General features: G+C 46.0%; 12 protein-coding genes. 3 read left to right on the top strand and 9 right to left on the bottom strand.

Annotated features, from left to right (window positions below; all coding sequences use genetic code 11):
• From Q0650_RS01840 to Q0650_RS01810, 7 genes are all read right to left on the bottom strand, one after another.
• Window positions 1–470: glycosyltransferase (locus tag Q0650_RS01840; protein WP_298815321.1), on the bottom strand; the 470-nt coding region annotated here is incomplete at its 3' end.
• Entirely contained in the window at window positions 467–2,392 is a 1,926-nt protein-coding gene (gene asnB, locus Q0650_RS01835) for an asparagine synthase (glutamine-hydrolyzing) (RefSeq protein WP_298815319.1), read from the bottom strand. The genes asnB and Q0650_RS01840, both read right to left, overlap by 4 nt.
• Window positions 2,380–3,480 (bottom strand): glycosyltransferase family 4 protein, encoded by a 1,101-nt coding sequence (locus Q0650_RS01830; protein WP_298815317.1) that lies wholly within the window; start codon window positions 3,478–3,480, stop codon window positions 2,380–2,382. The genes asnB and Q0650_RS01830 overlap by 13 nt, the downstream gene beginning before the upstream one ends.
• Window positions 3,477–4,205 carry a bifunctional 2-polyprenyl-6-hydroxyphenol methylase/3-demethylubiquinol 3-O-methyltransferase UbiG gene (locus Q0650_RS01825; RefSeq protein ID WP_298815315.1) on the bottom strand — a complete coding sequence of 243 codons (729 nt, stop codon included), beginning with the start codon at window positions 4,203–4,205 and terminating at the stop codon, window positions 3,477–3,479. The genes Q0650_RS01830 and Q0650_RS01825 overlap by 4 nt, the downstream gene beginning before the upstream one ends.
• 109 nt (window positions 4,206–4,314) lie before the next feature.
• Entirely contained in the window at window positions 4,315–5,466 is a 1,152-nt protein-coding gene (locus Q0650_RS01820; RefSeq protein ID WP_298815313.1) for a glycosyltransferase, read from the bottom strand.
• Window positions 5,467–5,538: 72 nt separating this feature from the next.
• On the bottom strand, window positions 5,539–6,645 hold the full coding sequence (locus tag Q0650_RS01815; protein ID WP_298815311.1) for a glycosyltransferase family 4 protein: 1,107 nt from the start codon (window positions 6,643–6,645) through the stop codon (window positions 5,539–5,541).
• A gap of 49 nt (window positions 6,646–6,694) precedes the next feature.
• On the bottom strand, window positions 6,695–7,993 hold the full coding sequence (locus Q0650_RS01810) for a polysaccharide biosynthesis C-terminal domain-containing protein (RefSeq protein ID WP_298815308.1): 1,299 nt from the start codon (window positions 7,991–7,993) through the stop codon (window positions 6,695–6,697).
• A gap of 580 nt (window positions 7,994–8,573) precedes the next feature.
• Between Q0650_RS01810 and Q0650_RS01805 the strand changes: the two genes are divergently transcribed.
• Window positions 8,574–9,617, top strand: a complete 1,044-nt coding sequence (locus tag Q0650_RS01805; RefSeq protein WP_298815306.1) for an O-antigen ligase — start codon at window positions 8,574–8,576, stop codon at window positions 9,615–9,617.
• A gap of 211 nt (window positions 9,618–9,828) precedes the next feature.
• On the opposite strand, the gene Q0650_RS01800 is transcribed toward Q0650_RS01805, so the two are convergent.
• Together Q0650_RS01800 and Q0650_RS01795 are read right to left on the bottom strand one after the other, a co-directional pair.
• Window positions 9,829–10,866: a tetratricopeptide repeat protein gene (locus Q0650_RS01800; RefSeq protein WP_298815304.1), complete on the bottom strand. Its 1,038-nt coding sequence runs from the start codon at window positions 10,864–10,866 to the stop codon at window positions 9,829–9,831.
• Between the two features lie 20 nt (window positions 10,867–10,886).
• A complete protein-coding gene (locus Q0650_RS01795) occupies window positions 10,887–12,161 on the bottom strand; it encodes a phospholipid carrier-dependent glycosyltransferase (protein WP_298815302.1) in 1,275 nt (424 codons plus the stop codon).
• Window positions 12,162–12,500: 339 nt separating this feature from the next.
• On the opposite strand from Q0650_RS01795, the gene Q0650_RS01790 reads away from it, so the two are divergent.
• Both Q0650_RS01790 and Q0650_RS01785 read left to right on the top strand, forming a co-directional pair.
• Window positions 12,501–13,262, top strand: a complete 762-nt coding sequence (locus tag Q0650_RS01790; protein WP_298815299.1) for a WecB/TagA/CpsF family glycosyltransferase — start codon at window positions 12,501–12,503, stop codon at window positions 13,260–13,262.
• Window positions 13,263–13,314: 52 nt separating this feature from the next.
• Window positions 13,315–14,280, top strand: coding sequence for an NAD-dependent epimerase/dehydratase family protein (locus Q0650_RS01785; RefSeq protein ID WP_298815297.1), 966 nt, complete (start codon window positions 13,315–13,317; stop codon window positions 14,278–14,280).
• Window positions 14,281–15,484 lie beyond the last annotated feature (1,204 nt).

Here is a 15,484-nt window from a genome sequence, read left to right as displayed (position 1 = left end):
GACAGCATTGCCGCCACCACCGCGCTTGGCAACCGTCCGCGCCAGCACCCGTGGAGAACGCCGGGCCAGGGAACTGCCTTGCCCAGGCACGCTTCACATACCTGACCGTCTCGGTAGAAGAGCGCTACCGGACAGAGAAGCCGATAGTTGCGTAGAGTCACGACCACCGGCACCTGCTCTATCCAGGCTGCATGAATGGCAGCGGGTGACGCCAGTGGAAAAGTATTGTGAATGTGAACTACATCCGGCTTGAACCGCCGGATCATAGCTCGCAGACTACGATAGACTTGATCATTCCATAGTGTTAACGCAGCCTGGCGCGTTGGGAACATGTCTGCAAGGGCACGGTTATGTAGCGTAAATAGTAAAACTTCGTGACCATGATTTCGCAAGGTTCCTGCTTCAGAAGATACACTCTGATCTTCACCACCGGGTTTCTGGTAGTAGGTATGCACAATTACTACTCTCATACAGCTTGCACTCCATTTTGCCGACACCATCGACACAAGACAAACAATAACCATAGCCTCGACCAGGGTATACGCTTGGCTTCAAATGCATCCATAACCTTTTGTACTGCGATCGGGTTAAGACCCGCCATAGTCACCGTTATCTGGTCGGTTAGAGTATCTTTAATTATCTCAAGTATTTCGGGTTTTCTTAACCATTTCTTGAAAGGCAGCATAAAACCTTGCTTTCGACGATAAGTGTACGATTCACCAAGACGTGATCGCAACATATCATACTGGAAAGGTTTATCTGGCGCGCCCTGGCATCGTATCGACCCTGGAATTTTGTAGGCTGTCTCAACAAAAACGTGATCGGTGAAAATCGGGCGCACTTCTAACGAAACAGACATGCTCATCGAGTCGGCGTCTCTGAGGCATCTCTCGCCAAGAAACAATCTCGATGATAGCCGCGAGATGGTAGTTAAATCGTCATCGCTCGGATAGAGTTCTGAAGATATGAAACTGACGAACTCAGATGGCAAACCAAACCAGGATCCTGAATTCATTGTTGTCGCGTCTGCAAAGTCGGGTTGTAAAAGCTGCTGTTGAAGATCCGGAGGAAATTGCAATTGCGTAGCTTGATATGCAGCTATGCTCAACATCTTGCTATCGTTGGGTATTTTCCGCATGATTACTTTAACCAAAGCAAATAATTTGCCCAATCCCGACGCTGATCCTGGCAGGGTTGCTAATATATGGGATAAGCCGGGTTGCAATCTACGAGCAATACTTAGTAGCTTTCTTGCCATCAGCATAGTTCGAAAATGCGGATATCCTCCAAACAGCTCATCACCGCCAATCCCCGAAAGAGCCACAGTGAGACCTGCTTGTTTTGTAGCTCGAGATATGACATACGTATTTACCCCATCAAAGGTGGGCTGATCCATAGCAGCAACACTGTCTTGTATCCATCCAGAGAATAGTTGTCTACTCAATAAGATAGCTTCGTAATGAGCGCCATAGTTATTTGCTACCCGCCGCGCGAAAACACTTTCATCGTAGTCAGCCTCTTCAAAAGCGACTGAAAGAGTTCTTATTTCCCTTTGACAACGAGACGCCAATGCAGTAACGGCTGAAGAATCTAGCCCTCCTGACAGGAAAATTCCCAATGGAACATCGCTGACCAATCGAAGTTTGACAGCCATCTCCAATTCAGTTAATAGCTCAACCAGATTCGCACTGCTCGATTCTTGCCTAGAAGAAGGGAGACGCCAATAGCAGTTTTCCTCTATTGCTCCATCGGATTTTACCCGAATCCAGTGACCAGGAAGCAAGGACCTCACTCCAGCAACTATTGTTTGAGGAGCAACCGTAAAACCATTCCAAAGAAAATTTTTCACAGCATCAGGATTTAATCTGTGGGGCAGTAGACCACTAGCCAGCAAAGCGCGCACCTCTGAAGCGAAGATAAAACCCTGAGATGAAAATCGCGCATAGTATAGCGGTTTTTCGCCAAACCGATCGCGCGCCAAAAATAGCTCTTTACGACCGGCATCCCAAATAGCGAATGCAAACATTCCCCGAAACAATTGGAGACAATGCGAACCCCAGTGCTTATACGCTTTTAAAGCCACTTCTGTGTCCGTGGAAGAACAAAATGTTTCGCCAAGTGCCTCCAACTTACTCCGAAGCTCCCGAAAGTTGTAGATCTCACCGTTGAAAACAATAATATTTCCTGTTGTCTCATCGATCATAGGCATGTGCCCGGCTGGAGAAAGATCAATAATTGCAAGCCGCACTGCTCCAAACACTGCGCATCGGCTATATGCTTGGATTTTTTCTAAACCGGTATCGTCTGGACCTCGATGCGACATTGCCTGAAGCATCTTCCTGACTATTTCTAAGTCAACTTCAGAAGCTACAATCCCAGCTATCCCACACATAGTTCCTCCAATATCTCTGCCAGCCGGTTACGAAAGTGCTCATGCAGATATTGTTGCCTGACCGTATCGCGGCCCGCTAATCCAAGCCTGCGCGCGTCTTCAGGATTATCGAAGAGCCAATTGATCGCTTGCGCAATATCATCAATCGATTCAGGGTCAACAACAAGGCCATTCTCGCGATGCGTCACCAATTCTGCCCCAGCATCGTCTTTTCCAACAATTATTGGAACGCCATGGATCCAGGCTTCCAGATATACGATACCAAATCCTTCTTGCTTAGACGGCATAACAAACGCATCAGCCCTGCGATACAAATCGATGAGATCCCAATCTGGAATACGGCCCGTAAAAGTAACGTGTTCGCGTACACCGCAGGCTATTGCCAGCTCCTCTAACTCGCGTTTCAGCGGCCCATCACCCACAATAACGTAGTGCGCTAGCGGAAACCGGTGACAAATGTTCGATAGTGCCCGAATAACCTGATCGATCCCTTTCTTTCGACTGTGATCGTCCAGGCGAGCAACTGTAAGCATAATGTGGTCGCTTTGACGGTCTAATGGTGCATTCATCTGGCTCGTCTCGGGAATATCGATCGCATTTGGCAATATACGGTATCTATCGAGGCCAAGCCTGTATACCTGATCCATACGATCTCGCGTTGTTCGGCTTACAGGAATAATCCGATCAAAACTTCGCCGGACTATTAAACGTTCCAACATTGAAACATCTCGAAATGGAAGGCTCCAAACCTCGTAGCCATGCACGAATAATGCCTGTTTCCCCTTCGATCGCAACCAGCGACCGAGCGCGGCTAGTGGCGCGAGCAGGACATGACCAAATAGAACGATGTCAGGATCAAAAGAGGTTACTTGTTCAATATATTTGAGTGTCGTCCAGATTTTACGTCGCCGACCAGGGAAGTGAAGGGTAAGCGCTGCCCTGGTATCCTCTGCGCGATCCCAAAGCGCTATTGTGCGAACTTCGCAACCGAGTTCAGTAAGAGCGCGCACCACACGCTGGTTAAAACGCTGTATTCCTCCTAGATGAGCCGGGTTATACAACTCCAGTGACACAAACAGAACCTTCATGCTTTCCTCGCCCGAATAAGTAGATTCTTTGTCGGAATCCGGGGTCGACTAGAATCCTCAGCCAGAAAGATCAATCGATGGATCAGTCGCAAGTAATATTCACGAGTGAATCCCAATAGCGTAGTTGCATTCCAGGAAGGCCGGATTTCCACATCTTGATCTTGAAAACCGGCCACCATCATAAGATCGCGCGCCGATTTTTCGGTCAGGCCAAACTCGTGGGAAAGGTCATTGAAGCGACAGTAATAACCGAAGACACATCCCATATTCGGAGTCTGAATAATTAGAAAGCCTCCTGGATGCAAACAGCGACGCGCATCCGCTAGAAATGAAGCAGCGCGTCCTTTTGGCAAATGTTCCAGCAAATCGAGCGCAAAAATAACGTCAAAGCGTTCGTCCGGATATCGTTCGCCAAGGCGAAGCGCGTCAGCCTGCTCCACGAAATGGAGACCTATTTGGTGACAAATCGCCACGTTCTCAGGAGAAATATCAAAGCCAGCCAGATTGGCATATCCGCGCTCGCGCAGAAAAGCCAGTAGCGATCCCTCTCCGCAGCCAATATCAAGTATCGATGCATTCGGATCTGGCGGCAACCATGAGGACAGAATTCTGTTCAGTGACTGAAAGATCACCCTGCGCATTCTTGGGTCTTGTACAGTAGGGCGACGCGTGTATGCGTTGTAGCGTTCGAATAATCGGGTAACTGTATCACTTTTTTCCATCATGCTCTCCTTTCAATAGTGAGTTAAGATGGTGAGGAACATATAAGCAAACCAACAGAACTTATGCACTACCCTAACTATCCACTGGTTTGTTCAGCATGTAACATCCTTCTCAGTTATACCTTCTATAACCTTCTTTACTGAGGACTTGCTTCCATATATCAACATGATCTATTGCCACTCGCTCCATTGAAAAACGTTCCTGCACTCGAGCAAGACCATATGCACGGACAGCGTTCCAATATCCGTTACTCTCAGTTGAGGAAAGAATAAGTTTCTCTAGAATAGATGCCAGGGCTGCAGCATCACCCTCTGGAAAGATCAGGTCATTTCTACCAATAACCTCAGGGATAGCACCACAGTCCGAGCCAACAACAGGGACGCCACATGCCATAGCCTCGATGATTACGCGACCAAATTGCTCCTTCCAACGAGGAACGCTACGGGAAGGGAGCGCCAGAACGTGCAGACGCCGCATAAACTCTGGAACCTGGCTATGCGCTAAAGCAGGCAAAAATTCAACATAATCGAAAATTCCAAGGTTACGACAATGGTACGCTAATTGCTCCTGTTCCGGTCCGGTTCCACATATCAGCAATTTTATGTTGTAATTTTTCGATCGTAAAACATTTAGAGCTTCGATTAAAACATCAACTCCTTTCTCTTTAACCAACCTTCCTGCGAAGCCAGCAACGAAAGGTTCCGGCTTGGGAGAAACTTCACCTGGTTGAAACAGCAGAGTATCTACACCAAACTGCGGTAGAACGGATACCGGACCTTTATAACCCCACTGCCGTATCAATGCAATTGCCCCACTACTCCCACCGATAAACATTGACATCATTCGTAGAACCATTGAAACGCTCCACTGGCGAAACCCAAGAGGTCGATCTACATTTTCCCAACCAAATACAACTATTGGCAGATTGTAAAGCCGCGCAAAGATAGAAAGCTGTAGAGCCGATAAAGCAAAAACTTCCTGCTCAATATGCACAAGCTGAGGTTGAAAGCTATCGAACACACGACGAAGAAAAGATGTTGGATAAAGGTAAGCTCCAGCACGCCCTTCAAACAATACTGTACTCGTATATTGTTGGAAAGATGAAAAGTATGGCCGGTAGACGAAACGTTTTCTCCAGCTACCCTCGCGCCAACTTTTCGGCGCAATCAATCCAACTTTAACCTCCTTCAAAGCAGACAGACAGTCCAATTTTTTTTGATTGACATCGACCATGTAACTATGACCAATAACAATCACTCGCATGTTATCCTCGCCACTTCACAGTATTCCTGAAGAAATTGTATGATTTGTGAGAAAAAAACATGACTGAGGAGCCTAAACTACACATCTGTTCTGATGCTCAGATGCTATCGTATCCAGAATAATCTGCGCAGTTCGTTTCCATGAAAACAGCTTCTGAACTCTTTCACGTCCAGCCAAACCCATTTCATAAGCCCGCTGCGGCGCTCGAATGAGCGATAGGATCGCATTAGATAAAGCGGGAATATCACCAGGCAAAACCAATAGGCCAGTTCTACCATTTTCTACAACTTCTGGAATAGCAGAAGTCTTGCAACTAATAACCGGTAAACCAGCAGCCTGCGCCTCAGCAATTGCAAGGCCAAATGACTCATAATGAGATGGCAGCACAGCCATTTGCGCATATTCCAATTCTTGCCTGAGACCCCTGTGATCAAGAGTTCCCAGCAACCGTAACTTGCTGTCCAAACTCAATGTGCGAGCGAGAGCAAGAACTGCTTTTTCACCACCCCACCCTGCGACTCGCAATTGCCAGTTCAGATCTGCCGGTAATAGTGCTAGCGCGTGCAGAAGATCAAAAATACCTTTGTGTGGACTAAGCGATCCGAAAAACAAAAGCCTTTCAATAGTTTGTTCTTGAGTTCTAGAAATTGTGAAGAAATTCGGATTCACTCCCCAGTAAGCAACCTTTACTCGATTGTCTGACAGCCCAAGCAGACATGTTAGCTCCTTTTTCGTAAATTCAGACAGGGCAAACACCATGTTTGCCAGTAGCAAAGGGCGTTTCCTGAACCACCAATCCACGATCGTGTGTCCTAAACTCTTTTTCCGGGAAAACCAATTACGATATGATGGGAAAGCAGCTATCATTCCGAAAGGAATGCCAGCATGGCGAAGAAAGTCTGGAAGAAAAGCAACTTCATGCCACCAACCGATAACTGACGAAACATCATATTTATAGATAAGTTCTCTGACTACCCGAAAAACCCCTATGCTATCAAGTACAGAGTGCAGCTTGCTAGGTTTCGCATGTCTCACTGCCACTGGAAGATCGCTAGGCACTTTTGATTGTCTTACTGGAACCAGGATCACCTGAACACCTAATTCATATAGATGCTGGGCGATCTGTAACAGACCTACAGTTCCACCACCGGGAGTCTGCAAAGAATAGTGATAGGTCATTATTATTCTCACATTACTTCTCCTAACATTACATGAAAGATTTTAACATTCAGCTATTTGTATAACGATCCACATCCGAACAATCATATTTTGGAAACCATTTTTTATACATCAAATAATTGACGATAGCTGCAGAAAGGTACGGAATAATCATTGCAACCGCCGCTCCGATTAAGCCAAAAGCAGAAGTAAGAGAAATAGAGAATATAAAACCTAAACCACCAGAGATAGAAGTAGATATGAGGTAATGTTCCGGACGTTGGATAGCGCGAAGTACTAAAGAGAATCCCAGAGTCACTGCAGAGAAGACCGGAATTAATCCTAAAACACCGGAAAGTCCCATATACTCAGTATATCTTCCTCCATAAACAATTATGTCTAATTCATTAGCAAAAAGAACCAAACCAAGTAGATATATCCCAGTAAAGATAGCTAAAACGCCCATCACTGAAAAGCTACGACTCCGCACTGACTCCAAATCACCACGACCAAAATCATTTGCGATCACTGGTAGTACAAGAACAGAAATAGCGCTAATGATATGAGTAGCAGGAAAGGTAAGAATAGATATGGCGCGAATTGCGCCGGCAGCATCAAGGCCAATTAACATAGCCAATACTATTGATTGTACATGGTACACTCCTATTGAGAAAACTGAACTCAAGACAATCCACCAACTGTATGAGAGATGTGCTATCGCAACTTCTCGCAGGAGTGTAGTAGAAGGAATAACAAGGATTCTCGTCTGTAGAAGAAAAGTGAAAGCTGACATCATCCCAGCAATAACTTGACAGACCCAGGCTGTAGGGGTTGAAAGGTGGCCTATTGTCAGAAGTACCATGACGGAGATGATGAGTACAATGAAATAGGTCAAACTCACGCTGGCAGAAAGACCCTGACGACCAATCGTGTAGCCTGCTCGACGAGCAAACCAAACGAATAAAATGACTGGCATTGATATGCCTGCAACTAACATACCATTTTGTAGGGAGCTCTGCGGAAACAAGAATCTCGATATCAGAAATAAAACTAAGCCAAAGAACATTGTGATAAGTAAATGAATCAACACAAGTGCACTAAGGTAGCCACCAAAGTTCCTTCCGTATTTTGATGGACCTATAATCATCATAGGTTCCAGTACAAATGCATCGTAAAAACTGGTCAGAATTAAAAACACTGCTGTGATTGTAGCAAAAGCGCCATACTCTGTCACATTAGTCCAACGAGCAAGACATATATTTAAAATAAGATTTGCTCCCGAAAAAAGCGCCTGATCAATCAACGCAAAACCTACTCTCAGAGACCACCTTTGTAACATATTTCTACTGCTTTGCAGAAGTAAAATCATAAACTATCCGAGAATTATGGACAATTGCTTGTTCGTGATAATTTTGTTCGTGACAACTACCGTCTCATTATAACATATACTAGTTCGCTGTTCAACACCAACACCAAACCAGGATCAGGGCAATAGTACCCCTATACATAAAGTGACTAAGATCAAGCAACCCTAAATTGCTCCTGGAAACAACAATGCGCTTGCGCAGGGATGGTATATGATATAATACAAGTCGATTATGCAGTGCTCGTGCTACTTTCGTTCTGACATGATATGATATTGAGACTCGGAAAAGCACACAGCCATGAAGATGAAGATAAAACTTCGGTCAATAGAACTCGCGTGGCATTTCATCTCAGTAACTATCCTGTCCAGTGCTTTCTTCGCGGCAGCCCGTCTTACTGAGCTGGGAAAAATGGACGCTGGCGAGCGCGACTTCAGTCTACAGATTCTAGCACTGATTGGATTCTCACCTTCTCTGCTCACTATATTTCATCTACGACGAATTGTCAAGACTATTAACTATTCCTGGCCACTGTTTCTACTGATTTGCCTGTCGTTCGTCTCAGCAGCCTGGTCAGACATACCAATGACAACTCTTCAACGAAGCGTAGCAGTCACAATTGCGTCACTATACGGCATATTGCTGGCGACACGATACTCCTTTGACACAGTAATACGATTACTTAGCTGGATGTTCGTCATAGTTACCACCAGCAGTTTTATCGCTGTCCTGGCTGGCGCAGATTGGGCATTAGAAATTCGGGATGAAAGGATGTATACAGGTATTGCTACTTCGGTAGAAGCCTGGAAAGGTGTTACCGCTGGCAGAGACAGTCTTGGATACGTCACTGGACTGACTACAATTGTAGCGTTAACTTACATGCTCTTCATGAAAAGAAACACCACAAACAAAATACTTCTGGGATGCATTCTTTGCTGCTCGATCGCTACATTGGTTGGAACAACATACGTTACGGCCATAATTTCAGTAATTATTGCTGTTTTGTATCTCGTCGTTCTGAAGATGAACATGCTGTTGCGTGGAAGCTCAGTACTAAAATTTTCATTAGTATCGTTTATTCTTATTCTAATTACCGCTGTTGCTGTACTATTCTATATTCCAGTTCTAGAGCTGCTTGGTCGCGATTCGACCTTCACTGGAAGAACTCTGCTGTGGGAAAATCTTCTAAACAATGTCATTAGCCGGAAACCGATTCTTGGTTATGGATTTGGTTCTTTCTGGCAAGGAGGAACAATCTATCAATTCGTCTCCGAAGATTTTAACTGGGCAGGTCAGGCTCATAATGGATATATCCATATGTGGGTAGAGCTAGGAGTCATTGGTCTATTCGTTTTCCTCTTCATGCTGTTCCAGATTAGCGGTATGTTACTGAAATCCGTATTTTCAGATCTTAACAATCTTGACAGCCGAATCTTTGTTATTACTTTCACTGGATCCTTCTTACTGTTCATCTTATCAATCAACACTGCTGATTCCACATTTACCGTTTCAAATGCGAGCGGGAGTGGTTTGCTCTGGGTACTGTTTGTGTATTGTTACACTCTAATCGTTAGCGAGAGATTTTTAGAAGAAAAAAAGAAAGAAATCAATCTCACAGTCAGAGATTGATAGTATCTCATACGTACAATTTGATAATAAATTTTAGCAAATATCTCCCATGTCAACTTCTAATCGAGATAGAATTCAGTCTAACCCGCGTCTAGTACAGGGATTAGAATCCACAGCTACTGTTTTCTATATCGACTAGAGTCTCACGTTCCATCCACAGCTAACTCTAGTTAAGTTGCTGTTATTACACAGACCTCGTGTCAGACAGCACTTAAGAGCCGTCACTATCAAACTGAACCCTGACGATCTCTACCTGGCTAATCGAAGCGTTTCGATCGACAACTGGATCGGCAAAATCGTTGACGAACCAGACGTCAAAACTGACAACAGACTTGGAAAGAGGGATTGTTAGGACGATAGTTTCCCAAGAACGATCGCCCTTGGTCAAAGACACAGAATGCACAGGACGCCCATTGATACCGAACAACATTTCTACCGGTGGAGGATCGTCATTTAATGCAGAAACATGAAATTGGTATAAGCCTGGTTGACGAACCTCAACGATGATAGATCCACGCCCTCCCCACCAAAAGATGGCATCTGCACCACCATGCTGACTATTTAGCAAAGTACCACAATTTGGGTACACCCAACGAAGTTCAAATCCTGGAACGATACTATGCGGTATCCCATCTCCTACCGCATAGTACCTGGTGAATTTCTCCTCAGACTCGCGAAGAAAATCAGGAAGTCCATCTAACAATGATATTGCAGCAATCAAGTGACAAAAGGCCATCTCTTGCGAGTAATGCTCTGGCCAATGTTTAGCTAAATGACTATACAGTTGTAGAGTCTCCTGATAGTGCTCCGACTCTAGTCCCTGCTCAGCCGCCACAATTAAGGCTTCCGGAGAATAGCCTAGTTCTTTTTCAAGCAAATAATCTGGTCGACCCGCATCACGGTAAGCAAAGACCAATTCCCACTTCACCAGAAGACTATTAGGATTTAGATAGCGCGCCCGTTCGAGTACTGTAATCGCCTTTTCTTGTTGCCCGCTGGCGCGGTATGCTCGAGCAAGATAGCGCAGCGTCAGTGGATCATTCGACTCGTGCTCAGCAGCGGGTTGCAAATAGACAATAGCTTCGGCAAGAAGTTCTGGATGTGATGCATCTATACCATCCGCCTGGTCAAGCAGAGATGCCCCTCGATGGATATCGAGAGAGCCACTAAGCGCAATTGCTATTGAGAAAATAATAGTGAGACAAATGAACATCGTAAGTGTCGGTGTCCTTGCTTTTGCCAGCCACAATATCAGAAATCTTTTCGATCTCATGAATCACCTCTATCACTACTACAGTCAGATCGCGACGCGTTCATTTTTTCGAGCAATGTGGAAGTTAAAGTGCCAACCCCAAAAGCAAAAAACGGTACAGCCGGCAGATAATAACGTAAAGTTGGAGTTGGCACCCACACGAGAGTACCTGAAATGGTAATAATCCCATAAACGAGGAACGGCCATGTATCTTTTGAACGCCATATCATTGCCAGAAAACCGGCAAAGTATAGTAATGTTGATATAACTCCCACAACATAGGGCGTTGTGTTACCCAAAGATGCTACACGAATACTATCCCAGATTACCCTGATGAAAAACCAATTTAAGCTCTCAGAAAGCGTTTCAATGTGTATCAATCCCAATTCATCAAGATAGTCTATTATTATGCTACGATGAAATAGCATGAGATAAATTCCTTCCCAGACATTGGGCCAAAGCTGAGGATTGATTGCCAGAAATATCAGTGGTGGCCAGATAATCAACATGCTTGCGAAAAATACAGCATATTTATCCCGCCGAATCCAATAATCCGCTATTGCTACTGCAACTACGCTGATTGCAGTCAAAGCGCCACTCAACTTAGACGCAACCGCTAGCCCAATCACAGTACCAACCAGAGAACCATAGCCGACGGCACTCGCTATTGAGCGGCGACCAAACCTTAGCCACCAGCACTGAATAACGAACGCAATAGTCGAGAAGAAGAGCATATATATATCAATAAGCGCATATCTACCTGCCTCACGCATTGCTTGATGAGCAAAAAGAGCGCTACAGGTAACTAAACCGCCCACCCAATTCCATCGACTAGGCAGAAGAGTGATCATAAGTATAAACATGGAACTAACGGTTACACTGGCAAGTATGGAAGAAAGAATTCTGGCTAAGCGCAGACGATCTCCCAGACATTCTGATAAAACGGTTTTATTCTCATCAGATGACAGCTTGGAATCCCAGTGACATTGCCGTTCTAGCCGGAAACCCTGGCTGCTCAGAAAACTTCCCATAACAAGTTTTGCAGCATTGGGAGTATGCAAACCAAATGTCCCATAAAGTGTTAGCCATTCATCGGTGTCGAAATCACGCTCCACAAAAAATTTTTGAAACGACCATTGACTGACTGTAATCCACGTAGCTTCATCAACGTTCATACCATATTGCCTTACACCAGAATATGCAAAAAAAACTACTAAGCCGATAATGAAGCTGACACTATACATAATAACGCCAAAAGTTTTACTCATACTATCTACCTCTTTTTTTGACATGAATCTATGATTTAGTACCACGACTCAGCCAATACCACAGTCTGAGCTTTAGCAATTCTCTCTCGATCATTATACATGCTCTGCGCGAATTTTACAACTAACAAACACTTATACAAGTTGCTGATAGTCACAAGCTACTAATAGCACCAATCAAGCAATAGCTGTCCTTTGATAGCACAAGCTAGGTTTACCCTGGCACGAAGTAACAGCGTGATATTCGAACATACTTCTTATTTGAGATTGCATACCGCTCTAACGTTACCCGCATTGAACATTAACGCAATTTATGGTATAATGTACTAACTACTCAGTGACATCAGGTCGCGACCAGTCTTAACTATGAAGCCTTCAACCACTATATTGTCTATACCATTTCACAATCAAGACATCTCGGCCGCAGTCTCGTTGGTGCTACACATGCTACAGCAAGAGGACGATCGTGTTACACGGTGCATTAGTGCGACCAGTGCGCATGGTCTGGTCGTTGCGCAGAAAGATCCACATTTTGCCGCTACACTGCAAAGCTTCTTCTTGAATTTGCCAGACGGTCAGCCTATTGTGTGGTTAGGAAGACTAAAAGGCGCAAAAGCGATGCAGCGCTGCTATGGCCCCGATTTTTTTGCTGCTCTGATGCGCGCCACAGCGCACGATAGGACTATTTGCCATTATCTGTGCGGTGGAAAACCTGGAGTAGCTATCGAATTACAACAGGTTTGCGCCAGAAAGTTTGGTAACAAACAGGTGGTCGGAGCTGTTAGTCCGCCATTCCGTCCGTTAGCTGAGCAAGAGTTTCGGGCGCTTGGTGCTGAGATAGATAGAGCTGGCGCTAGCGTTGTTTGGATAGGTATGAGCACGCCCAAACAAGAGCGATTCGCCGTTGAACTTGCCCGATGTACAAACGCTCGCTTCATCATCACCGTAGGTGCTGCATTTGACTTTCATACCGGCCGAGTCAGGCAGGCGCCAGCCTGGATGCAACACGCCGGTCTGGAATGGTTATTCAGGCTGTCGGTCGAACCTAAACGTCTGTATCGCCGGTATATAGAAGTTGTCCCATTATTCCTGATCTATGCCACAAGGGAATTGCTTAACAAGCAATAGGTATTTGTCGATCCAGAAAGACGACCCACAAAAGTAGCTGTAGGAGGTTCGGATGCGCATTCTCGTTACCGGTGCTGGTGGATTTATCGGTGGTCATCTCGTCAAGGATCTCCTTAAACAAGAACACGATGTGGTGGCGGTCGACATTAAGCCTCGAAAGGACTGGTATCAACTATTTCCGGAAGCGCGCAATCTCGTGTTAGATCTTAGAGAAAGAGAGGCGTGCCGACAAGCCATGCAAGGAGTCGATTGGGTGTATAATCTAGCGGCTGACATGGGCGGAATGGGATTCATTGAAAACAATAAAGCACTCTGCATGCTATCGGTTTTGATTAACACCCATCTCTTGCAGAGTGCGGCTGAAATCGGTATTGAGCGGTTCTTTTTTGCGTCATCAGCGTGCGTGTATGCGGCAGATAAACAAACCTCACCCGATAATCCAGGGTTGAAGGAGTCTGATGCATATCCGGCAATGCCAGAAGATGGCTATGGTTGGGAAAAACTCTTCAGTGAGCGTATGTGTCGTCATTTTCGAGAAGATTTTGGCCTGACAACCAGGATTGCGCGGTATCACAACGTCTACGGGCCGCACGGAACCTTTGAAGGCGGGCGTGAGAAGGCGCCAGCAGCAATTTGTCGAAAGGTTATTCACGCAAAACTGAGTGGTCAGCGCGAGATTGAAATTTGGGGTGATGGTCAGCAGACACGTAGTTTCATGTACATAGACGACTGTGTGAAGGGATCTCAGATGATCATGTCGTCAGAAATCGTCGATCCAATCAATCTCGGCAGCGCCGAGATGGTGACAATTAATCAGTTGGTGGATATTGTTGAGGAAATCGCCGGTGTGCGCTTGCGCCGCAGATATAATCTGAATGCTCCACAAGGGGTGCGTGGACGTTCATCAGATAATACCCTGATCAAGCAGCTTCTGCACTGGGAACCTTCTACACCATTGCGCGAAGGTATGGAAAAGACTTATGCATGGATTTACGATCAGATGAAGTGTAGATACTGATACAAAGATCGTATGCGGAAGCAGATATACAAGAGTAACGTGAGTTATGTATAAGCCTGAGAGACTGGCTGGTCAGCACACACAGCATGCAGTAGCAACAATGGGTTCTTCAGCCAATGGCAGGAGGCGATGATCCCACAGACCAAATTGACTCGAACGTTGGGCAGGTTGCGATAGCGCGGGTGACACGCGGCGAGCTAGACTTGCGGTGGTCAAAGATGGTCTCCGCAATAGTCCAACGACAAAATCCCAACCTGTTCGCTCGCAGCATCAGACGACCCGCCTAGTGTGTTTGAGCCTGTCAATCAGTTGCGTGCTATAGGATGCGAGCAATGGTTTGATCATTGACGCCGGTCAATAGCCCATGTCGCCGAACCGCTTGCCAAACAGCCTTCGGATGAGGAAGGAAAAGTAGAGACGTTGCAATGCAACGTCTCTACTCGATCTTGAAGCCAACGACCAGCCAGTCGTGCGGTCTGGTCGAGCGTGCGGCCAAGCCAGCAAACGTCCTGGTGGTGATGGATGCGTGCGTTGTGGCAGACTACTATCGCGGCGTCGAAGCAATGAACAAGATGCCCGCACATTGCCTGCACAGACGGCGCGGGGAGAAGCACTGTGGGGCAAGCGCGGGCCGCATCAGACCGACAACGTGCGGATAGCGCACCGGTTATGGGAACGCTGAGCACCAGGATTGGCATCTATGAGCCTGATTGTAGGCTTTGAAGTCTCGATAGCGTGACGTATAGAATGCGATGAGGATCGTCATAACTTCACGCAGGCATAGATTGCCGCTGCTTAGACGTGGCGCAGACTCGCTGCTGTGAGCGTGGCCAAGTTGTGTGGTTCGAAGGTCTTATCGACATCGTCCACTTTGCAGCACAGCCTGACGATGTCGACAATACCCATGGTGAAAGCTTCCTTGGGTCGTTTCGGGTACCGAAAAAGCATCGTCCAAGGCGACTTCCTTACACACTTGCTCATAATCGTAAAGACCAGAAACGGTTTCAACTCATCCAAAACTTAACCCTAAAACGTCCTAATCAGTAGCCGTGCTACCGGAGATAGCTCTCGTTGCGTGTTTTTGTCCCTGTACCCCAAAGGTCACGAGAACCTGCTTAAACACTATAAGCACCGCAGCAGCCACAACTCCCGCTACCGCTGCCAGCGCAGTCCTTCGGAAAGGAAATGACCAGCCTGCCCCTTC

The sequence above is a fragment of the uncultured Chloroflexus sp. genome (genome assembly GCF_937129525.1).
Taxonomy (GTDB): domain Bacteria; phylum Chloroflexota; class Chloroflexia; order Chloroflexales; family Chloroflexaceae; genus Chloroflexus.
The sequence above is the reverse complement of the archived record's forward strand: the minus strand, read 5'-3'. Positions and strand labels throughout refer to the sequence as shown.